General features: G+C 63.7%; 15 protein-coding genes and 4 pseudogenes. 7 read left to right on the top strand and 12 right to left on the bottom strand.

From position 1 onward, the window contains the following. Positions 1-544 precede the first annotated feature (544 nt). On the top strand, positions 545-844 hold the full coding sequence (locus tag PKKP23_RS04015; RefSeq protein WP_126875863.1) for a hypothetical protein: 300 nt from the start codon (positions 545-547) through the stop codon (positions 842-844). 66 nt (positions 845-910) lie between these two features. On the opposite strand, the gene PKKP23_RS04010 is transcribed toward PKKP23_RS04015, so the two are convergent. Genes PKKP23_RS04010 through acsA form a run of 5 tightly spaced genes read right to left on the bottom strand, consistent with a single transcriptional unit; the run spans position 911 to position 6,131 of the window. Beyond that, a complete protein-coding gene (locus PKKP23_RS04010) occupies positions 911-1,183 on the bottom strand; it encodes an acyl carrier protein (protein ID WP_126875862.1) in 273 nt (90 codons plus the stop codon). Further along, positions 1,180-2,343, bottom strand: a complete 1,164-nt coding sequence (locus PKKP23_RS04005) for a dihydrolipoamide acetyltransferase family protein (RefSeq protein WP_126875861.1) — start codon at positions 2,341-2,343, stop codon at positions 1,180-1,182. The genes PKKP23_RS04010 and PKKP23_RS04005 overlap by 4 nt, the downstream gene beginning before the upstream one ends. A 28-nt stretch (positions 2,344-2,371) precedes the next feature. After that, positions 2,372-3,349 carry an alpha-ketoacid dehydrogenase subunit beta gene (locus PKKP23_RS04000; protein ID WP_126875860.1) on the bottom strand — a complete coding sequence of 326 codons (978 nt, stop codon included), beginning with the start codon at positions 3,347-3,349 and terminating at the stop codon, positions 2,372-2,374. Further along, entirely contained in the window at positions 3,346-4,368 is a 1,023-nt protein-coding gene (pdhA, locus tag PKKP23_RS03995) for a pyruvate dehydrogenase (acetyl-transferring) E1 component subunit alpha (protein ID WP_126875859.1), read from the bottom strand. The genes PKKP23_RS04000 and pdhA overlap by 4 nt, the downstream gene beginning before the upstream one ends. Then, entirely contained in the window at positions 4,365-6,131 is a 1,767-nt protein-coding gene (acsA, locus tag PKKP23_RS03990; protein ID WP_126875858.1) for an acetate--CoA ligase, read from the bottom strand. The genes pdhA and acsA overlap by 4 nt, the downstream gene beginning before the upstream one ends. Before the next feature lie 310 nt (positions 6,132-6,441). Here acsA and PKKP23_RS03985 point away from each other — a divergent pair, with 310 nt between their 5' ends. Next, complete coding sequence (locus PKKP23_RS03985; RefSeq protein WP_126875857.1) at positions 6,442-7,812, top strand: nicotinate phosphoribosyltransferase; 1,371 nt, start codon at positions 6,442-6,444, stop codon at positions 7,810-7,812. Next, the gene (locus PKKP23_RS34800; RefSeq protein ID WP_275094554.1) at positions 7,772-8,263 is read left to right on the top strand and encodes a cation-translocating P-type ATPase C-terminal domain-containing protein; all 492 of its coding nucleotides are present in this window, start codon (positions 7,772-7,774) and stop codon (positions 8,261-8,263) included. The genes PKKP23_RS03985 and PKKP23_RS34800 overlap by 41 nt, the downstream gene beginning before the upstream one ends. 256 nt (positions 8,264-8,519) lie before the next feature. Here the strand turns inward: PKKP23_RS34800 and ald are convergent, their stop codons facing one another. The 3 genes and pseudogenes from ald to PKKP23_RS03965 form a co-directional block, all read right to left on the bottom strand. Further along, positions 8,520-9,623, bottom strand: a complete 1,104-nt coding sequence (ald, locus tag PKKP23_RS03975; RefSeq protein WP_126875855.1) for an alanine dehydrogenase — start codon at positions 9,621-9,623, stop codon at positions 8,520-8,522. Positions 9,624-9,823: 200 nt separating this feature from the next. Further along, positions 9,824-10,934, bottom strand: a pseudogene (locus PKKP23_RS03970) (IS3 family transposase). A gap of 148 nt (positions 10,935-11,082) precedes the next feature. Then, a pseudogene (locus PKKP23_RS03965) lies at positions 11,083-11,301 on the bottom strand (transposase); the annotation flags it as partial. A 347-nt stretch (positions 11,302-11,648) separates the two neighbouring features. Between PKKP23_RS03965 and PKKP23_RS03960 the strand changes: the two are divergent. From PKKP23_RS03960 to PKKP23_RS34900, 4 genes and pseudogenes are all read left to right on the top strand, one after another. Next, a complete protein-coding gene (locus tag PKKP23_RS03960; RefSeq protein ID WP_338120127.1) occupies positions 11,649-12,497 on the top strand; it encodes a helix-turn-helix transcriptional regulator in 849 nt (282 codons plus the stop codon). Positions 12,498-12,588: 91 nt separating this feature from the next. Further along, on the top strand, positions 12,589-13,992 hold the full coding sequence (locus PKKP23_RS03955; RefSeq protein ID WP_126875854.1) for an NAD-dependent succinate-semialdehyde dehydrogenase: 1,404 nt from the start codon (positions 12,589-12,591) through the stop codon (positions 13,990-13,992). A 56-nt stretch (positions 13,993-14,048) separates the two neighbouring features. Then, positions 14,049-15,163, top strand: a pseudogene (locus PKKP23_RS03950) (alkene reductase). Positions 15,164-15,817: 654 nt separating this feature from the next. Then, positions 15,818-16,099: pseudogene (locus PKKP23_RS34900) on the top strand (DDE-type integrase/transposase/recombinase); the annotation flags it as partial. On the opposite strand, the gene rfbB reads toward PKKP23_RS34900, so the two are convergent. Genes rfbB through rfbA form a run of 4 tightly spaced genes read right to left on the bottom strand, consistent with a single transcriptional unit; the run spans position 16,058 to position 19,507 of the window. Further along, positions 16,058-17,128 (bottom strand): dTDP-glucose 4,6-dehydratase, encoded by a 1,071-nt coding sequence (rfbB, locus tag PKKP23_RS03940; protein ID WP_126875853.1) that lies wholly within the window; start codon positions 17,126-17,128, stop codon positions 16,058-16,060. The pseudogene PKKP23_RS34900 and the gene rfbB sit on opposite strands and share 42 nt — an antisense overlap. After that, positions 17,125-18,009: a dTDP-4-dehydrorhamnose reductase gene (rfbD, locus tag PKKP23_RS03935; RefSeq protein WP_126875888.1), complete on the bottom strand. Its 885-nt coding sequence runs from the start codon at positions 18,007-18,009 to the stop codon at positions 17,125-17,127. Before rfbD ends, rfbB begins: the two co-directional genes overlap by 4 nt. Before the next feature lie 32 nt (positions 18,010-18,041). After that, entirely contained in the window at positions 18,042-18,614 is a 573-nt protein-coding gene (gene rfbC / locus PKKP23_RS03930) for a dTDP-4-dehydrorhamnose 3,5-epimerase (protein ID WP_126875852.1), read from the bottom strand. Next, positions 18,611-19,507: a glucose-1-phosphate thymidylyltransferase RfbA gene (gene rfbA / locus PKKP23_RS03925; RefSeq protein WP_126875851.1), complete on the bottom strand. Its 897-nt coding sequence runs from the start codon at positions 19,505-19,507 to the stop codon at positions 18,611-18,613. The genes rfbC and rfbA overlap by 4 nt, the downstream gene beginning before the upstream one ends. Positions 19,508-19,523 lie beyond the last annotated feature (16 nt).

The raw sequence follows: 19,523 nt of genomic DNA, 5'->3' as shown, positions 1-19,523 counted from the left end.
GCGTCTTGAACGCGCAGATCTGCGCAAAAAACGCCTTCGAAGGCTTGTCGAGACACAGGACTCAGCAGTCACGGCACCCGCCTCCCGATTCTCGCGTCGGTTCGCACGTCAACCGTGCAGCCAATGCACATTGTTCAGCCCGTCCTTAGCGGCTCTAAATCGTCGGCGGCCGTGCGGCGAGCGTATCGGCGACCACTCGACATGTTGAGTCCTTCTCCCCGTGCGTACCTCACTCATAAGAGCAGCGATGCTACCGCGCTCCACACACATTCCTCTAGGCGCGTCTCCCGTCTGACAAAAGTACGCCCCTGCGTGCCGGACGGAGGCACCGCCGTTGATATGAGTCAAGGCAGTGCGTGAGTCCACGCAGACAATCCCGTTTACGCCTCGCCAACGGTGCTCTCATGATCGGTAGCGAGAAACAAGAGGAGGAAAGGGGAGAACCCGTTACCCCCCGGGAACATTCCATCGGGGCCTTTGTACGCTGTTTCCGGGTGCATGCTTGTGCGGAAATGGCAGTTTTCGCATGCCAGGAGGGCGAATCATGTACAGATTCATTCGCACCGCGACTGTGAAGAACGCTGCGCTACTGCCATCGGCATTGGCTTTCGCATCGCAGGTCACGGCCCATCTCAACAAGACGTATTCGATCAATATGTGCTTTGGCGCCGAGCAGTTCGGTAGCCTATGCATCCACTGGCACTTCGATGCAGACAATCTCGACAAGATGCAGCAGGTAAACGAAAAGCTGATGACGGACCCCGACTACGCTGCGCTGCTCGAGAAATACAGCGACGTCTGGGCAGAAGGCGCCATGCACGACACACTCGTCCGGCTGGCCTGAGGCCGGAACCTGGAGCGCGATGTTGCACACCGTCGACCCCAAAGGGGGCCGACGCGCTCTCGCGTGTTACGCGCGAGGAGTGTCTTTCGGCGCGGCGGTCCGCTTCGCCGTAAGGTAAGCAACGATATCGTTCAGCGTGACGAGTCGCGCGTACTCGGACTCGGGAATATCCACCCCGAGCTGCTCGTGAAGTCCCATCAGAAAGTTGAGCCAATCCATCGAATCGAGATCGACCTGGTTGCGAAGAGGGCGATCGGCGCGCAGCTCCGACTCTTCCACTTCTGGCGCAATGGACTTCAGCGTTGCCAGCACGACGGCGCGCAGTTCCGTATCGTTCACCGATTCAACTCCTCTGGGTGCTGCAGCGCTTCGGCCAGTTCCATCAGGAAGAGGGCGCCGCAGTGGCCGTCCGACACGCGATGATCGGCGCTGAGGCTGGCCGTAACCGCGGGTACGACCTTGAGCCCGCCGTCTTCGGCCCACGGCCGCTCCACGATGCGACCAAACCCGATCAGGGCGACCTGGGGCGGATAGATGATGCCGAACACCTCAGTGGTTCCCCGGTCGCCGAGATTGGTCACCGTAATGGTTGGCTCCGAGAGTTCGGAGCTTTTCAACGAGCCCGCGCGACATCGCTTCGTGAGGTCCATCAGTTCGCGCATGATCTGCGTGAGCGGTTTGGCGTCCGCATCGAGTAGCGCGGGCGCGATCAGGCCACCCTGGCGCAGGGAGATCGCCACACCCACATGAACCCTGGGAGCCGCTTGAAACCCGCCCTGGCGATAGAAGCCATTGAGTTGAGGAAAGCGCTTCAGCGTGATGGCCACGGCCTTGAGCAGCAGCGCGGCGGGCAACAGCCGGTCGACGACGGAGCGCCCTGCGTTCTGCGCCGTCAGCCATGCGAGTGCCTTTGCGAGTGGAATCGTTTCGGACACGTAGTAGTGCGGGATCTCGCGTTTCGACCGCTCCATGGCGACTGCGATCGTCCTGCGCATTTCCGTGAGTCGATCGCCTGATGCGCCGGCGGGCATGGCGCGCGCCGCACTTGTCATTGCCCGCTCGACGTCGTCGAGCGTCACCGAGCCTTCGGCGCCCGTGCCGGTGACCGTGTCCAGGTCGATCTGATGTAGCTGCGCATGCCTGCGCGCCGCGGGAGAGATCTTGCGGCGGGGCACGGGCTGCGCGGCCAGCACCGAAAGCGCCGTTGCAGACGCCGGCGTGGCCCCGGGTCTGCGCGGGTGTCTGACAGCCGGTGTTGCTTCGCCAAGCTCCAGAAGAATGGCCATTGGCGTGCCCACAGGAATCTTGTCTCCGGGCTCGGCAATCAGTTCGTCAACGGTTCCTTCCTGCCAGCTTTCGACATCCACCGCCGCCTTGCTCGTATCGACGACAGCCACCACCTGGCCTTTCTTCACCGTGTCGCCGGGCTTCACCTTCCACTCGAGGAGCGTTCCTTCGTCCATGTCTGCGCCCATGGAAGGCAGCTTGAATTCGATCATGCTTTCTCTTTCCGGCGTGCCCCAGCGTTCACGAAAGCAACCGTTTCACCGCAGCGACGATCTTGTCGGCCTGAGGTAGCGCTGCCTCTTCCATATGACGGGCGTAGGGAATGGGGACGTCCTCCGAGCACACGCGCGCGACGGGTGCGTCGAGTTCGTAAAACGCCTGCTCGACGATACGCGTCACGACTTCGCTCGCCACGCTCGCGCTGCGCCAGCATTCGTCGACAATCACCGCACGCCGGCACTTCGCCACCGACGCCATGATCGTCGCGTCGTCTAGTGGACGCAGCACCCGCAGATCCACCACTTCGGCTTCGATGCCGTCGCCGGCCAGTGCCTCGGCGGCCTGCAACGCCTTATGCAGCGAGCCGCCGTAGGAGACGATCGCGACGTCCTTGCCTTCGCGCCGCACTTTTGCGCAACGGATGTCCACGGTCGTCACTTCGTCGGGCAGCTCTCCTTCCATGTTGTAGAGATTCGCGTGCTCGAAGATCAGCACCGGATCCGGGTCTGCCAGCGCAGGCGCCAGCATGTGGCGCGCGTCTTCGATAGTGGCGGGGGCGAGCGCCTTGATGCCGGGAATGCCGGCATACCAGCCTTCGAAGCTGTGCGAGTGCTGCGCCGCGACCTGGCGGCCCGCGCCCGTTGCCGTGCGCACGACGAGCGGCACCGAGAATTGCCCGCCGGACATGTGGTGGTACAGCGCGGCCGTATTGACGATCTGGTCGAGCGCAAGCAGGCTGAAGTTCACGGTCATGACTTCGACGATGGGCCGCAGGCCGCCCAGCGCCGCGCCAATGCCCGCGCCCGTGAAGGCCAGTTCGGAAAGCGGCGTGTCGCGGATGCGCTCGGGCCCGAATTCTTCGAGCAGGCCGGCCGATACCGCGTAGGTGCCGCCGTATCGACCCACGTCCTCGCCCATCAGGAACACGCGGGGATCGTTGGCAAGCGCTTCTCGCAACGCCTCGCGCAGCGCTTCGCGGTAGGTCAGGCGCCGGCTCATGTTCCGGCTCCCGTAGACGTGTACAGATCCTTCAGGAGGTCTTCGGTGCGCTCCCAGCTGCCGGCCTCCGCGAACGCGACGGCGCGCGCCACTTCGTCGCCCGCCTGTGCATCCAGCGCGAGGAACTCGTCTTCCGACAACTTGCCCCCGGCCTTCAGGCGCTGGGTGAAGGTGTGGATCGGACCGCGCGTTTTCCATTGCTCGACTTCCGCCTTCTGGCGATACAGCTCGGCGTCGTACATCGAATGCGCGCGGAAGCGGTAGGTTTGCAGCTCCAGGAACATCGGTCCCGCGCCGCTCCTGACGTAGGCCACGGCGTCCTTCGTAGCGTCGTGCACGGCCACGATGTCCATGCCGTCCGCGGCGCGCGCCGGCATCCTGTAGGACGCCGCCTTGTCGCACAGCCTTGTCTGCGACTCGCCGCGCTCGATTGCGGTGCCCATGGCATACAGGTTGTTCTCGCAGCAGAACAGCACCGGCAATTGCCACAGGGCGGCCAGATTCATCGATTCGTGAAATGCCCCTTCGGCGACCGCGCCGTCGCCGAAAAAGCAGGCGGTGACGCGCCGGCCGCCCTGCATCTTTTCCGCCAGCGCGAGGCCCACGGCGAGCGGCAGACCGCCGCCCACAATCGCGTTTCCGCCAAAGAGGCGCGCCTTCCGGTCGAACAGATGCATGGAGCCGCCGCGGCCGCGGGCACAGCCTTCCTGCTTGCCGTACATCTCCGCCATCAGCACGCCCATGTCCATGCCGCGAAGCAGGGCGTGGCCGTGCTCGCGATACGTGGCAACGATATTGTCTTCGGCCGTCAGCGCGTGCAGCGCGCCTACGCCGGTGGCTTCCTCGCCAATGTAGAGATGGAGAAAGCCCCGAATCTTGCCGGCACCGTAAAGTTCGGCGCATTTTTCTTCGAGCCGGCGCACGCGCAGCATGTCGCGCAGCAGCATCAGCGCGAAGACTTTGTCATAGGGCACCGGGCCGGATGGCGGCGGTGGTGCGGGATGGTCGACCGGACTCATGAGCCGGCCTCCAGTGTCGATGTGTCGCCTTCCGCCTGCCCCAGCTCGCGCGCTTTCAGCAGCCTGCGCATGATCTTGCCGCTGCGGGTATGGGGCAACTGCGCCACGAAGGCGATTTCCTTCGGCGCGACAGCCGCGCCCAGACGCTTGCGCGCATGCCCGAGCAGCGTCATGCGAAGCGTCTCGTCCGGCTCGAAGCCCCTGTTGAGCGATACGAATGCCTTGATCGTCTCGCCCACCACCGGGTCCGGTTTGCCGATGACGGCCGCTTCGGCAACGGCAGGGTGTTCCATCAACGCGCTCTCCACCTCGAATGGCCCGATGAGGTGACCCGCGGACTTGATGACGTCGTCGGCCCGCCCGACGAACCAGTAGTAACCGTCCGCATCGCGCAGCGCCAGATCGCCCGTCAGATACCAGTCGCCCGCAAAGCACTTGCGGTAGCGTTCCTCGTTGCCGAGGTAGCCGCGGAACATCGAGGGCCAGCCGCGTTTGAGCGCGAGCTCGCCTTGCGTGCCGGGCTCGCTGACGATCTGCACCGTGCCGTCGTCGCGACGCCGCACGATGGCGGCCTCCACGCCCGGCAGCGGCCGGCCCATCGAGCCGGGCTTGATATCGAAGGCGGGCGTGTTCGCGATCATGATGCCGCCCGTTTCCGTCTGCCACCAGTTGTCATGGATCGGCAGACCCAACACGTCTTTGCCCCACCAGACTGCCTCCGGGTTCAGCGGCTCGCCAACGCTCGCAACGAAGCGCAAGTGCGCGAACGTGTATCGCTTCGCGATGTCGGCGCCTGCGCGCATCAGCATGCGGATTGCCGTAGGCGCCGTGTACCAGACGCTGACTCCCTCGTCCTGGAGAATGCTGTACCAGCGCTCGGCATCGAACTCCTCGCGGTCCACGACGGAGGTCACGCCATGCAGCAGCGGCGCAATGACTCCGTAAGAGGTGCCCGTCACCCAACCCGGGTCGGCGGTGCACCAGTAGAGATCGTCGGGATGCAGGTCGAGCGCGTAGCGTCCGGTGACCCAGTGCGTGACGGCCGCGCCATGCACGTGCACGGCGCCTTTCGGAGTGCCTGTCGTGCCGCTGGTGAAATGCAGCAACGCCATGTCCTCAGCCGACGTTGCTTCGTACGTGCAGGTCTGAGCCGCGCTGGCCATCAACGTGGCGAAGTCGAGCGTGCCGGGTACAGCCGTGGTCCCGCCGTCGTCGGCCACCAGCAGCACGTGTTTCAGACCCGGCATGCTGTCGCGCCATTGGGCTATTTTTCGCGCGAAAAGCGTATCGGTGGTCACGAGCACGGATGCTGCGCCTAGATTCACACGCGTCGCGATCGGTTCGGGTCCGAACGCGGAAAAGAGGGGGGAGACCACCGCGCCATTCTTCAGACTCCCGAGCAGCGCAATGTAGAGTTCCGGTATGCGTGCCGCGAGGATGAAGACGCGATCTCCCTTGCCGATGCCGAGGCAGCGCAGCGCGTTGCAGAAGCGGTTGGTGAGCGCTGCAAGCTCGCCGTAGCTGATGGAGCGGGCGGCCGCGCCGCGTGCGAGAAAGCGCAACGCCGGCTTGTCTCGCAAGCCCGCAACACAGTGGCGATCGACAGCCTGAAACGCGATGTTGATTCCGCCGCCGGGTTCTTTGGCCAGTTCCCGGGCTGCGGCATCCCACGAGAAGCGACGCTGCTCGGCGTCGTAATCGCTGAAGTTCGGCACAACCTGCAGGTCGGCGCGCGTCTTGCGGATGACCGGTGATGCGTTCATTCATGCCTTCCTGCTATGAAGCGCTCGCAGCGCTGAGGCGGCGGAGGGATTCCTGACGCTGCGCTTGCGCGTTGTCCAGACAAGGCGGGCAAAGGACCACTCCAAAGACTGACTAAAGGCGAACTAAGAGTCGACGGAAGGCGGCCAGCCTCGCGTCTACACTGTAGTGACGTGGCCTGATGGACTCTTGACTTGTATCAAGCGTGACGTGCCGTTCTCAGGGCGCAGTGAAGGATATGTTCTCTACTTACCTGCTAGCGCGTTCCCTGTTTCCGTGTCTCCATATAGTCGTATGCGCGAGGACGAAACGATGGAAGACTCCACCAGCAATGCTTTGTCCAGCGACGTCCTGCTGACGGACCTGTACGAACTCACCATGTTGCAGGCCTGGTTCGACAGCGGCATGAACGACATGGCCACCTTCGAGTTCTTCGTGCGCGAGTTTCCCGTGCAGCGGAATTTTCTGCTGGCGGCCGGGCTGGAACAGGTGCTCGACCATCTCGAGCATCTGCGTTTTGGCAGCGAAGATATTCGCCAGCTCGAGCAAACGGGACGTTTTAGATCCGCGTTTCTCGCCTCGCTCGAAAACTTGCGGTTCACCGGTTCGGTTCATGCCATGCCGGAAGGCACCGTGTTCTTTCCCGACGAACCGATCCTGCGCATTACGGCGCCGATACGTGAAGCGCAACTTGCGGAAAGCCGTGTGATGAATCTGCTTCATTACCAGACGGTCGTGGCGAGCAAAGCCGTGCGCTCGGTGCTGGGGGCACCCGGGCGACTGCTTGTCGACTTCGGCCTGCGGCGAGCACACGGCGCTGAAGCCGGGCTGCTGTCTGCGCGCGCAAGCTGGCTGGCGGGCTTTTCAGGCACGGCCACCGTGCGTGCGGGCATCGCGTACGGCATTCCCATGTACGGCACGATGGCCCATTCGTATGTGCAGGCGCACGGGGGCGAAGCGCAGGCATTCGAGCATTTCGCGCGCTCCCAGCCGGACAACGCCGTGCTGCTGATCGATACGTACGACACGGAGAAGGCGGCACATACGGTAGTTGAAGTGGCGCGCAGGCTTGCGCGCGACGGTGTGACGATCAAGGGCGTGAGAATTGACAGCGGCGATCTCGGTGCTCATGCGCGGCGTGTGCGCGCGATTCTCGATCAGGGCGGCCTCAAGCAGGTCACGATTTTCGCGAGTGGCAATCTGGATGAGTTCAGGCTGCGCGATCTGGTTCGAGGACATGCGCCCATCGATGGATTCGGCATTGGTACACGCATGAACACGTCCGCGGATGCGCCTTATCTCGATTGCGCTTACAAGCTGGTCGAGTACGCCGGCACGCCGCGCCGCAAGCGCTCCGAACGAAAGGCGACATGGCCCGGGCGCAAGCAGGTATACCGGCGCTACGGGGCCGACGGGCGAATCGAAGGCGATTGCCTCGCGCTCGAGGGCGAGCCGCAGAGCGGCACGCCGCTGCTGCAACCGGTGATGATCGATGGCGTACGCACCGCGTCGCCATCGCAGGCCGCAAGCCGGGCCCATGCCGCGCAGCAACTTGGCACGTTGCCGCCAGAGTTGCTGGCGCTGGAGCCGGCGGGGCCGTTCCCGGTGGACATCTCCGCGCCACTCGCAGCGCTGGTGTGCCATGTCGACGCGAAGACCTGTTGCACAGGTAAGCCATGGTGAGAAAGACCAGGGCAGCGCCGCGTGCCGATGTAGGCGCCATGTGCGTCCTCTGCCACGCTGCGATCCAACGGATTGCGACTCAGGATGCCGCGGGCCGCAAGTTCATCGCCGAGGGCCTGGATACACCAAGACGGCCATCACCTGCAGGCCCGAGGCATTCGGCAATCGCCTGCTTGGCTGGGGCGTGGCGATGGAGATTGGCCTGCTCCTCTTGATCAATTACTCGCGCTGGGCACACGAACTGCTGGGGACAAAGGGACTCGATGCGGGCACCTGGCTGTTTCTCACACCGTTTGGCGGTCTTATGCTGGTTCTGGAGGAACTGCGCAAGTGGATTGTTCGCAGAAGGGAAACGGGTGCAAGGCACCGGGGCGCGGCGACACACCAGCGCGACGCTCCGGCGATTCCTGATCGTGATCAGACACGTTCCGATGCGGAGCACCATAATTGATTTTCGCCGATGAACGCCTGATGGCAAGCAGCGACGCAGCGACTCGCTTTGGCAGGCGCTGCAAGCCTCCTGGCGGTGACGTGTATCAATTCGCGGGGCGGCTCGCCACCCACCCTGAATTTCTTCAGGCATATGGGACGAAGGGGCCCGACGGCAAGCCGGTCATGCAAGTGCGCGAACTCACGGTCGAAATTCCGGTGGATGGAAGGCCGTAGTCGGACGCCGGGAGATGTTCGTCCCGGCGATACTCGCGCGTTTAGCGAAGCACGTCGCTCGCGGGCACGTAGGGGCGTCCGAGTGCGGTTGCCACCGCGTCATGGGTGACGTGGCCCTCGCAGACGTTCAAGCCGGCCCGCAGATGTGCGTCGTCCGCCATGGCGCGTTTCCATCCCTTGTCTGCGAGCGCGATCGCGTGGCCGAGTGTCGCGTTGGTCAGCGCGAACGTCGAGGTCCGGGGCACGGCACCAGGCATGTTCGCTACGCAGTAGTGGATGACACCATCGACGACATAGGTGGGTTGGGCATGCGTGGTCGCGCGCGACGTTTCAAAACATCCGCCCTGGTCGACCGCGACGTCCACGACGACGGCTCCTTTCTTCATGCGCCCGATGGTGTCCCGCGTGACGAGCCGCGGCGCTGCGGCGCCCGGGATCAATACCGCGCCGATTACCGCGTCGGCGCTCAGCACAGACCTTTCGATGGCGTGCGCGCTGGAACTGAGCGTGGTGATGCGATTGCCGAATATCAGGTCGAGCTGCCGTAGCCGCTCAACGTTCCGGTCGAGGATCGTGACCCGCGCGCCCAGACCGACCGCTATCTGAAGCGCGTGCGTGCCCACCACGCCGGCGCCGATGATCACCACGTGCCCGGGCGCGACGCCCGGCACGCCGGCGAGCAGCAATCCCATGCCACCGTGCGGCTTTTCCAGATTGGCGGCGGCAACCTGAATCGACATGCGCCCGGCGACTTCGCTCATCGGTGCCAGCAGGGGCAATCCGCCGCCGGGGTCCGTGATGGTCTCGTAAGCGACGCAGACCGCGCCAGACGCAATCAGGGCGTCGGCCTGCTCGCGATCGGGCGCGAGATGCAGGTAGGCGTAGAGAATCTGGCCCGGCCGCAACATGGCCCGCGGTTCCTTTACCTTGATGATCATTTCCGAGCGCGCATAAAGGTCGCGGGCATCGTTGCAGATCGCGGCTCCCGCGACCACGTAGGCTTCGTCCGGCAGGCCCACGGCCGCTCCGGCCCGCGTCTGCACCAGCACCTGATGGCCGCGGCCGACCAGTTCCTGCGCACCTGCCGGTGTCAGACCGACGCGGTACTCCTGTGACTTGATTTCCTTCGGGACGCCGATCAACATACCGCACCTCCGCAGACTGGCCGATCGAATTCTCGTTCCGGCACGGCGCCGGTACATGACCTGCATCAATTAACCGCTGCGGTGAACCCATACGTTTGTGCGGCGCATCGTCGAGATGGTATGGACTCGCCCCAAGCCGTCGGGAATTCCCGCCGTGAAATCATTCGGCAACGCCGCGAAGGCATGACCTGCCCCCGGTTTTAGTCCGAACTGCAGTTAGAGTCCGAGGTTAAAAACTGCTGCTTGGCGTCGTACGCCCGGGCGAACTGCACGGGCGTCAGATAGTCGAGTGAACTATGAGGCCGCTCGGTGTTGTACTCGATACGCCATTCCTCAATCAGCCGCCTGGCGTGGCGCATTGAGACGAACCAGTGCTCGTTCAGGCATTCATCGCGGAACCGCCCGTTGAAGCTCTCGATATAGGCATTCTCCACCGGCTTGCCAGGCCGGATGAACGACAGCGTGACACCGGCTTCGTAGGCCCATGCATCCAGCACCTTACCAGCGAACTGCGGCCCGTTGTCGACCGTGATGGATGCGGGTAAGCCTCGCATCTCCCTGAGCCGCTCGAGCACTTGCTGCACGCGTAGGCCCGGCAATGAAGTATCGACCTCGATGGCCAGGCACTCGCGTGTGTAGTCGTCGACCACGTTCAGGCATCGAAACCGCCGACCATAGAGAAGTCCATCGACCAGCTCTGATTCGGGCCTGTTGGTACCGGAAGCGGCGTGCGCTCGACAGCCGCAATACGCTTGCGTCGCCGCTTAGGCACACTCAGTCCCGCCTTGCTGTACAGGCGCCAGATGCGCTTGTGGTTGGCCAGGCAGCCATCCCGCTGCAACAGCACGTGAATCCGGCGATAGCCGTAACGGCGCTTCTGCGCAGCGATGGCCATCATCCGGCCAGTCAGCGCTTCGTCGTCAACCCGGCGGCGTGATTCGTAGTGAAACAGCGAGCGCGAAATCCCCACCAGCCCGCAGGCCCGGGTAACACCCATGGCGCGTTCGGTCATCAATATCCGGACCGCTTCGCGCCTGGCCTGCGGGCTTGCTACTTTCGGGCCAGCAGGTCCTTCAGCGCGGCGTTGTCGAGCATTGATTCGGCCAACAGGCGCTTGAGCTTGTTGTTCTCCTGCTCCAGTTCCTTCAGGCGCTGCGCTTCGGAGACCGTCATCCCGCCGAACTTCGCTTTCCAGTTGTAGTAGGTCGCTTCCGATATGCCGTACTTGCGGCACAGCTCCGCCGGCTTCAGGCCAGCCTCGGCTTCCTTCAAGATGCCGATGATTTGTTCTTCGGTGAATCGCTTTTTCATTGCCGTTCCTCTCTGGAACGGACTCTACACCGTCACCGTACTAAACGCGGGGAGCAGGTCATATCGAGGCTAGCATGTGACCGCGATGACGCACTGAACTAGTTGTGCTTCGTTCGGCTCGTGCGGAATATCGTCCAACGCGGACGGAATCGCGCTCGGCAAGCATCTTCTTCAGCCGCGCATTCTCTTGCTTGAGTTGCTTGAGCCGCTTCACATCGGCGTCTTCCAGGCCGCCGAAATGCTGCCGCCAGTTGTAAATGGTTTGCTCGCTGATCCCGTGCTTCTTCGCGGCCTCAGCGACCGGCGCCTTGTCCGCCTCGCGCAGGATGGTGACCATCTGTTCGTCGGTAAACCGGCTCGTCTTCATGACTTCCTTTTCTCCGTTGGAATGAGCGCTTGCCCAACTTCAGATAGAGCTGAACTGCTCGAATGCGGTCTTCGTACGAGTACACGGACTACCTCCAGATAGTCCAGGATTTTGTCCGCACCCCCGTGGGTCCGGCTTCCGTGCAAATCAACAGTGGCCCAGCAGTCGAAAAATGACGCCGAAGGTGCGCGTCTTCGTGGATTTTGTGCACGCCCATTTTGGCAAGCATCTAGTCACCGAAATGGATGATCGGAAGCGACGAAGGATCCGGTGGTCAACTTGAATGCTTCCAGCATCACCGGAGCGCTGCGAACAGCCACGATCGGTTAGCACTTCAAATACAATGCATGAGTTTTCGGCACGTACGCCGGTTTCGCGATTCGACGCCTATGTCAAGAAGACCGTCTCCTGAACAGCGACGTGAGCTTGGTGCGTTTCTTTCGAGCCGCCGCGGTCGCCTGCAGCCCGCCGCCTTCGGTCTGCCCGAGGGGCCTCGCCGCACGCCTGGTCTGCGTCGCGAAGAAGTCGCCGTGCTCGCGGGCGTCAGCGTCAGTTGGTACACCTGGCTCGAGCAGGGGCGCGATATCCAGCCGTCGGCCGATGCGCTGCGCAGAATCGCCCGCGTGCTTGGGCTCGATCCTGTCGAATCAGCGCACCTCTTCGCCCTGTCGTCCCGTGAGCTTCCCCAGATCGCGACCGGAAGCGGCGTGAGCGAGGGCCTTGAACTGCTTGTTCAATCGATCAATGTGCCCGCTTACGTGCGCAACACGCGGCTCGACATCCTCGCCTGGAACGATGCCATCGCCGATCTGTTCGTCGACTATGGCTCGCTGCAACCGCACGAGCGCAATACGCTTCGCCTGCTTTTTCTTTACAAGCCCTACCGCACGCTGATTCTCGACTGGGAGCAGATGTCGCGAGGCATGATTTCGAACTTTCGGGCCGCGCGGGCCCAGGCGCAGGACAAGGCGCCGTTCGACCGCCTCATTGACGAGCTTTCGACATTGAGCCCCGAGTTTCGTGCGTGGTGGCAAGACACCGACGTGAAAGGCTTCGACGAAGGCGAGAAGCGGCTTCGCCATCCGGCAGGCGGCCACGTCGAGTTCACCTACGTGGCGCTGACTCCCGCGGGGAGACCGGATCTGTCGCTCGTGACCTACATCCCGAGACACGCTGCCGGGGACCCCGACTCATAGGATCACAAGACGCCTTATTCGCGCGATCCGATTTGCCTACAGTGACGCCAGTGCAGTGATTTCCACTGTCCTTACGGCCACGGAGGCAAACATGTCTAACCCGAACACCCCCTTCATCGATAGCGCGATCTCGCGCAACCCTGCAACCGGCGAACTGGTCGCCACCTATGCGTTCCAGACCCCCGACGAGGTCGAACGCATGCTCGAGGCCAACGCTGCGGCCTACCGGCTCTGGCGCGCCACGCCGATGACGGAGCGCGTGGCGGCTTACCGCCGGCTGTCCGCGACGCTGCGTGACCGGTCCGAAGCGCTCGCCTCGCTGATTACCGCGGAAATGGGCAAGACGCTTGCCGCCGCGCGCGCGGAGGTCGAAAAGTGTGCCGCCACGATCGACTGGATCGCCGAACACGGTCCCGCCATTCTTGCGGACGAGCCCGCGCCGGTGGAGGGCGATGACCAGGTCTACGTGTCCTTTCTTCCCATCGGTTCCATCCTCGCGGTCATGCCGTGGAACTTTCCGTTCTGGCAGGTCATTCGTGCCGCCGCACCGATCATGCTGTCGGGCAATGGCTTCATCCTGAAGCACGCGCCCAATGTGATGGGATCGGCGTACGCGTTGCAGGACGTCTACGAGGCAGCCGGATTTCCGGTCGGGTTGTTCGCGAACCTGAACGCCGACAACGAGACGGTCGCTCACGTGATCGAAGATCCGCGCGTGGCGGCGGTCACGTTGACGGGCAGCATGCGCGCGGGCGCGGCCGTCGCGTCCATCGCCGGGAAGGCGCTCAAGAAGAGCCTGCTGGAACTCGGCGGTGCCGACGCATTCATCGTGTTGGCCGACGCGAACATTGACCTCGCCGTCAAAGCCGCGATCGAAGCGCGTTTCCAGAACGCCGGTCAGGTCTGTCTCGCTGCCAAGCGCTTCATTGTCGAAAGGCCCATCGCGGAAGAATTCACACGCAAATTCGTCGCGGCCGCGAGGCAAATCAAGGTGGGCGATCCACTCGATCCATCGACGACGATGGGGCCGATGGCGCGCGCCGACCTGCGCGACGAGCTGCACCGGCAAGTACAACGCACACTCGACGCGGGAGCGACGCTGCTCCTCGGCGGCAAGAAAATCGAAGGGATCGGCAACTTCTACGAGCCGACGGTCCTCGCAAATGTCGCCCCTGGCATGGCCGTGTTCGACGAGGAGACCTTCGGGCCGGTCGCCCCGATCACGATCGCGGACGACGTCGAGCAGGCCATCGAACTTGCCAATGCCAGCGACTACGGCCTGGGCGGAAGCCTCTGGACGGGCGACGTCGCGCGCGCGCAGCGAATCGCGCGTCGGCTGGAAACGGGCGGGGTGTTCATCAACGGCTTTTCTGCTTCGAACCCGCGTATTCCCGTGGGCGGGGTGAAGAAGAGCGGCTACGGGCGCGAACTGTCGCATTTCGGTCTGCGCGAATTCACCAACGCCCAGGCAGTCTGGGCCAAAACGGTGGATTGATTCACCGCCGCTTTGGTTAGCCCATTCATTGTCGAAGTCAGCAAGGGATCGAAATCATGAATACGCTCTCTACAAGTCCGATACTGCAGCCGGTCACCTTCGGCCGCCTGCAGCTGAAAAACCGCATCGTCATGGCGCCGATGACGAGGAGCCGCGCGGACGATGCCGGCGTGCAGCCCGACTATGCAGCCGATTACTATGCGCAGCGCGCCGGTGCCGGCTTGATCGTCACCGAGGCGACCAACATTTCGGCGCAGGCGCGCGGCTATCCGCGCACGCCGGGCATCTGGACCGACGAACAGGTGGCGGCATGGACGCGTATCACTGCGGCGGTGCATCGCCGTGAGGGGCGCATCTTCCTGCAACTCTGGCACACGGGCATGATGTCGCACCCTGACATGCAGGGTGGTGCGCTGCCGGTCGCACCGAGCGCAATCCGTCCAAAAGGCCAGATCCGCGTACACGACGGCATGAAGGATTTCGTGCTCCCCGTGCGCTGGAAAGCGACGAGATTCCGGCCATCGTCGAGGATTATCGCCGGGCGGCCGCGAACGCCAAGGCGGCCCGCTTCGACGGTGTTGAGGTGCATTCAGCCAACAACTACCTGCTGGAACAGTTTGTCCGCGACAGCACGAACCATCGCACCGATGAATATGGCGGCCCGGTCGAAAACCGGTTGCGTTTCCCGCTGGCAGTCGTTCGCGCGGTCATCGACGTCTGGGGTGCGGACCGCGTCGGCATCCGCATTTCACCCATCACGACTGCCCCAGGTGAAACACCGCCCGACAGCAATCCGATGGAGACGTTTGGCCGTTACCTGGACGAGCTCTCGAAGCTTGGCCTGCTCTATGTCCATGCCATCGAAGGTCAGACGCAGACAAGCCGGGCCACCGGCGGCGTGGATTTCGTCGCGCTCCGAAAGCGTTTTGGCGGTTTCTACATCGCCAATAATCAATACACGCTCGACGTCGCGCAGCGTACCCTGGCCCAGGGCGGCGCTGATCTTTTCAGCATCGGCCGCCCGTTCATAGCCAACCCGGACTTGATTAATCGGCTCCGGACCGGCGCGCCGCTTGCCGAAGCGCCAAAGGAATACTGGTATGGCGGCGACTCGACAGGGTATTCCGACTGGCCGGCGATGGATGGGCAAATCGCGATGCCCGAAAAATAGAACTGGCCATCACAGCATCAAAACCGTTCGGCCATTTGCCGAACATGGCGCCAGGTGCCGCTGCCCGTCGTTGCGGCACCTAGCCAACAAATTTGTCGGCCAGGTCCCACCCAGCCGCGTCCAGCACCAGGAAAACCTCGATCTGGCGGCCGAAGAATTCACCGCGCGACAGCGCGAGTGCGCTCAATGGGCGCGGCGACGAGATAAATCGAATTCGCGCGTACGTCCTGACACACATGGAAATATGAGTGATATCTCAAGGCGGACACCGAGGAAGAAGCGCGCCTGTCCCGGATGTACGAAAGTCCGGGCATTCCGTCGACAGCCGTTCTTGCCGTATTGGCACAGCGGTACGAAACGAAGATGGACCGACCGAAAGTGTTCGGCTTCTGGAACGGTCATGTTGGCGAGGCAGACCGTGCGACGCTAAAACTTGCCATCGATTCGAAGACGCTCCCCGGCGAAATTGAGGTGGCATTGCCACGCCCGCGCGAGGTTGCCGCAGGCCTTCGCAGCTACGCCGACGTGGCGGAGATCGTCGGTGAAATCGTATCGACCTACTCGCCGGTCTATGTGTCTGTCTCATCGCGGGAGTATTTTCCGCACGAGGTGTTTGATGACAAGCCCGGCGTCGGGTGGATGCTCTATCTGCCGAAAGTCGTGCGACGTTTGATGCGACAGGAAGGCCTGGCCGCTGCATCGACCAGCCCACATCGCTATGGCTCCTATCGTGGAGAAATCACTCCCGCTCCGGAGAATCTCATCAATCGTGATTTCCGTGCAGCCGCCCCGAATCAGAAATGGCTCACTGACATCACCGAATTCCAGATCCCTGCCGGCAAGGTGCATCTGTCGCCGGTAATAGACTGCTTCGACGGGTTCGTTGTGAACCGGTCAATCGGCACACGGCCAGATGCTGAACTCGTCAATGCCATGCCAGGTTTTTATCCGTCCCCGATTCCACGTCAGTGTTTTGCGAATCCCACTCTCGAAGTTCTCCTGAGGCCGCCAACCGAGTTCGTCGATGATCTTGCCCGCGTCGATCGCGTAGCGCCAGTCGTGTCCGGGCCGATCGGTCACGAACTGGATCAGCCCCGCATGCGGCGCGCCATCCGGCCGGTGCTCGTCCATCAGCGCACAGATCAGTCGCACGATATCGATGTTTCGCCATTCGTTGCAGCCGCCGACGTTGTAGGTCTCGCCTGGGGCGCCGCGGCGCACGACCGTGTCGATGGCGCGGCAATGGTCGTCGACGAACAGCCAGTCGCGGATGTTCGAGCCGTCGCCGTACACCGGGATGCGCGTGCCTTCGATACAACTGCGGATGACCGTTGGGACAAATTTTTCGTCGTGCTGGAGCGGGCCGTAGTTGTTCGAGCAGTTGGTCGTCGTGACCGGCAATCCGTACGTGTGCCAGTAGGCGCGCACCAGATGATCGGAGCCGGCCTTGCTGGCCGAATACGGCGAATTGGGCGCGTAGCGGGTCGTTTCGGAAAACGACGGATCGTTGGGCCCGAGCGTGCCGTAGACCTCGTCGGTGCCGATGTGATGAAAGCGTCGTTGCGCCCGCACGGTGGCGGCGTCAAGACGCTGCTCGCCGAACCAGTACTGCCGCGCGGCTTCGAGCAGGGTCGCGGTGCCCACGACGTTGGTGCGGACGAACTCGCCGGGCCCTGCGATCGAGCGGTCCACGTGACTCTCGGCGGCGAAATGGACGACCGTGTCGATTGCGTGCTCGCGCAACAAAGCATCGACCAGTTGCCTGTCGCAGATGTCGCCGACCACGAGCCGGTGCCGGTCCTCGTCCGGCAGGTCGGCAAGGTTGTCGAGCCTGCCGGCGTAGGTCAGCAGATCGAGCGTGACGATCTTCACGTGTGGATCGGTCGCCAGCAGGTGGCGGACGAAATTGGCGCCGATGAAGCCGGCGCCGCCGGTGACGAGCACGTGCTGCGGACGATGGTTCATGAGGTTCGCTTCCAGATGTCGAGCGTTTCGCTCAAACCCGCCATCCACGGCGGGGCTTCGATGCCGAAGCGCTCGCGCAGCCGCGTGCAGTCGAGCGACGAATTGGCCGGCCGCGGCGCCGGCAGCGGATACGCCGAGCTCAGGATGGGCTGAACGAGCGGCGTGCGCGCGAGCAGCCCGGCACGCTGCGCGGCGGTGAAGATCGTTTGCGCGAACCCATGCCAGGTCGTGACGGGCGTGCCGCACAAATGGTAGGTGCCAGAGGCAAGCGGCTCGCCTGCGAGATGGCGCGCGGCGATCGACAGCAAGGCGTCGGCGATGGCGCCCGCATAGGTCGGGCCGCCGTACTGGTCGGCGACGACGCGCGCCACGTCGCGCTCCTGGCCAATGCGCAGCATGGTGCGCACGAAGTTGCCGCCGTACGCGCCGAATACCCACGCGACCCGCACGATCAGATGCCGGTCCGGCAGATGCGCGCGCACCGCCTGTTCGCCGGCCCATTTGCTCATGCCGTAGACGCCGAGCGGCGCTACCTCCGCAGTTTCCGCATAGGCGCCCGGTGCACGGCCGTCGAACACGTAGTCGGTCGACAGATGAAACAGGGCAATCCCGGCTTCGGCACAGGCCGCAGCGAGCGTCGCTGGGCCGTCGTGGTTCGCGCGCCAGGCGGCCTCCGGTTCGCTTTCGGCGCGATCCACCGCCGTCCAGGCGGCCGCGTTGATGACCACACTCGCGCGATGCGCGGCCAGCGCGGCGCGCACCGCGTCCATATCGGCGATATCGAGCTGCGCGCGCGACAGCCCGACCAACGCATGCTGCCCGGCACGCCGCACGAGCTCCTGGCCCACCTGGCCGCCCGCGCCCGTCACGAGGATGGTCACAGGGATCGTCACGGGGATCGTCACAGGGATCGTCACGACAGGCTCCGGTAGTGCGGCAGCGAGTCGGGCGCGCGTTCGGCGAGGCGCGGGTGCAGGCGGTCTTTGTCGGACAGTTGCGGCGCGATGTCGTCGAACACGGGCCAGTCGATGCCGAGATCGGGGTCGTCCCAGCGTATTCCGGCGTCCGAGGCGGCGTCGTAGTACTGCGTGCACTTGTAGGCGAAGTCCGCGTCGTCCGAGAGCACGCAGAAGCCGTGCGCGAAGCCCGGCGGAATCCAGAGCTGCCGGTGCGACTCGTCGTCGAGGCGAGTGCCGAACCACGCGCCGAAATGCGGCGAGTCGCGGCGGATGTCGACGGCCACGTCATAGACGGCGCCGCGCGCGGCGCGCACCAGCTTGCCCTGCGGATTGACGCGCTGGTAGTGCAGGCCGCGCAGCACGCCGCGCCGCGAGCGCGACTGGTTGTCCTGCACGAACGTCGCGTCGATGCCCGCTTCGCGCAGCCAGCTCTCGCGGAAGCTTTCGACAAAAAAGCCGCGCTCGTCGCCGAACACGCGCGGTTCGAACAGCAGCACGCCCGGCAATGGCGTTTCGACGATCTTCATGCGACAACCTCCTTGCGCAGCACCTCCAGCAGATACTGGCCGTAGCCGTTCTTCGCGAGCCGGTGGGCCTGCGCTTCGAGTTGGTCCGCGCCGATCCAGCCCAGCCGGTAGGCAATCTCTTCGGGGCAGGCAATTTGCAGCCCCTGCCGCGCCTGCATCACCTGAATGAAGTTGGCGGCGTCGAGCAACGATTCGTGTGTACCGGTATCGAGCCACGCATAGCCGCGACCCAGAATCTCCACATCGAGCGCGCCCCGTTCGAGGTAGGCGCGGTTCAGGTCGGTGATCTCCAGCTCGCCACGCGCGGAAGGCCGGACGGCCTTCGCCAGTTCGACGACATCGTTGTCGTAGAAATAGAGTCCCGTCACCGCGTAGTTCGATTTCGGCTGCTTCGGTTTTTCCTCGAGGTCGATCGCGCGTCCGGTCTCGTCGAACGACACGACACCGTAGCGCTCGGGGTCGCGCACGTAGTAGCCGAACACGGTCGCGCCCGTGGTTTTCGCGGCGGCGCGTTGCAGCAGCGACGACAGTGCGGGCCCGTGATAGATGTTGTCGCCGAGTACGAGGGTCGCCGCGTCGTGCCCGATGAACGGCGCGCCGATCACGAACGCCTGGGCGAGGCCGTCCGGACGCGGCTGCTCGGCGTACGAGAAACGCATGCCCCACTGGGCGCCGTCGCCGAGCAGTTGCTGGAACGCGCCGAGATCGCGCGGCGTGGAGATGATCAGCACTTCGCGGATGCCCGACAGCATGATCGTGCTGAGCGGGTAGTAGATCATCGGTTTGTCGTAGACGGGCATCAGCTGCTTCGATACCGAATGCGTCAGCGGATGCAGTCGGGTGCCGGAGCCGCCCGCCAGAATGAGGCCTTTTCGGCCAGTCGCTGTGATCATGCTGTCCTCGCTGCCA

This window comes from Paraburkholderia kururiensis JCM 10599 = LMG 19447, assembly GCF_003986935.1.
Classification (GTDB): Bacteria; Pseudomonadota; Gammaproteobacteria; order Burkholderiales; family Burkholderiaceae; genus Paraburkholderia; species Paraburkholderia kururiensis.
Note: the sequence above shows the minus strand (reverse complement) of the source record. Positions and strands in the feature narration are given on the sequence as shown.

What these genes read in the sequence shown, in the direction of transcription:
- PKKP23_RS04015 (WP_126875863.1), top strand. Translation starts at nt 545, where the DNA reads ATGTACAGATTCATTCGCACCGCGACTGTGAAGAACGCTGCGCTACTG.
- PKKP23_RS04005 (WP_126875861.1), bottom strand. Translation starts at nt 2,343, where the DNA reads ATGATCGAATTCAAGCTGCCTTCCATGGGCGCAGACATGGACGAAGGA.
- PKKP23_RS04000 (WP_126875860.1), bottom strand. Translation starts at nt 3,349, where the DNA reads ATGAGCCGGCGCCTGACCTACCGCGAAGCGCTGCGCGAGGCGTTGCGA.
- pdhA (WP_126875859.1), bottom strand. Translation starts at nt 4,368, where the DNA reads ATGAGTCCGGTCGACCATCCCGCACCACCGCCGCCATCCGGCCCGGTG.
- acsA (WP_126875858.1), bottom strand. Translation starts at nt 6,131, where the DNA reads ATGAACGCATCACCGGTCATCCGCAAGACGCGCGCCGACCTGCAGGTT.
- PKKP23_RS03985 (WP_126875857.1), top strand. Translation starts at nt 6,442, where the DNA reads ATGGAAGACTCCACCAGCAATGCTTTGTCCAGCGACGTCCTGCTGACG.
- PKKP23_RS34800 (WP_275094554.1), top strand. Translation starts at nt 7,772, where the DNA reads ATGTCGACGCGAAGACCTGTTGCACAGGTAAGCCATGGTGAGAAAGAC.
- ald (WP_126875855.1), bottom strand. Translation starts at nt 9,623, where the DNA reads ATGTTGATCGGCGTCCCGAAGGAAATCAAGTCACAGGAGTACCGCGTC.
- PKKP23_RS03960 (WP_338120127.1), top strand. Translation starts at nt 11,649, where the DNA reads ATGAGTTTTCGGCACGTACGCCGGTTTCGCGATTCGACGCCTATGTCA.
- PKKP23_RS03955 (WP_126875854.1), top strand. Translation starts at nt 12,589, where the DNA reads ATGTCTAACCCGAACACCCCCTTCATCGATAGCGCGATCTCGCGCAAC.
- rfbB (WP_126875853.1), bottom strand. Translation starts at nt 17,128, where the DNA reads ATGAACCATCGTCCGCAGCACGTGCTCGTCACCGGCGGCGCCGGCTTC.
- rfbC (WP_126875852.1), bottom strand. Translation starts at nt 18,614, where the DNA reads ATGAAGATCGTCGAAACGCCATTGCCGGGCGTGCTGCTGTTCGAACCG.
- rfbA (WP_126875851.1), bottom strand. Translation starts at nt 19,507, where the DNA reads ATGATCACAGCGACTGGCCGAAAAGGCCTCATTCTGGCGGGCGGCTCC.